This is a genomic window from Sphingorhabdus sp., from assembly GCF_046292425.1.
GTDB lineage: Bacteria > Pseudomonadota > Alphaproteobacteria > Sphingomonadales > Sphingomonadaceae > Sphingorhabdus_B.
In genome coordinates this window covers 1-514 of sequence record NZ_JBKBQV010000133.1, presented here as the reverse complement: position 1 = coordinate 514, position 514 = coordinate 1, and the positions used below count along the sequence as shown (strand labels likewise).

Below are 514 nucleotides of genomic sequence, written 5' to 3'. Positions count from 1 at the left end.
CCCGTGAGCACGGTGCCAGATTGAACATCAACAAGCCTGCCAGCTTCTACGTAGAGATTGGTAGCGAGTACCGGCGCTGGCGCGAGGGATAAGGCCGCCGCCAATGAGGCAAGAACTGGACGGGTAACACATCCAATACCGCGGTGTTTCATCACCCTTTTTTGGTGATGCGCATGATTTCGCGCTCGACCATCGCTTCAACGATAGGTGGCAAATGCGTATCGAGCCAATCCTTCAGCATCGGACGAAGCAAATCGCGTGTCAGCCCCTCAAGCGAGGTTTCACCCGACCGGACGATCTGCGGCGCCACACCCGGTTCGGACAAGGTCTGCAACGCAGAAAAGCTGTGCCGCAGGCTTTGGGCCTTGTTGTCATCTAGCAGGACATCATCACTGCCATTGTTCTCGTCTGCTTCAGTCAACTCAAGAACTTCTTCTGCCGACTCGTCTGATATCGCTGCCTTGGCAGCACGCTTATTGGCCGGACGATTACGGTCGTCATCGGCAATGATGCG

The 514-nt window shown here is 55.8% G+C and carries 1 protein-coding gene; it reads right to left on the bottom strand.

All coding sequences use genetic code 11. The annotated features are described in order from the left end of the window. Window positions 1–151: 151 nt before the first annotated feature. On the bottom strand, window positions 152–514 hold a 363-nt coding region (locus tag ACK4S7_RS13290), incomplete at its 5' end, for a DUF2497 domain-containing protein (RefSeq protein ID WP_409647768.1).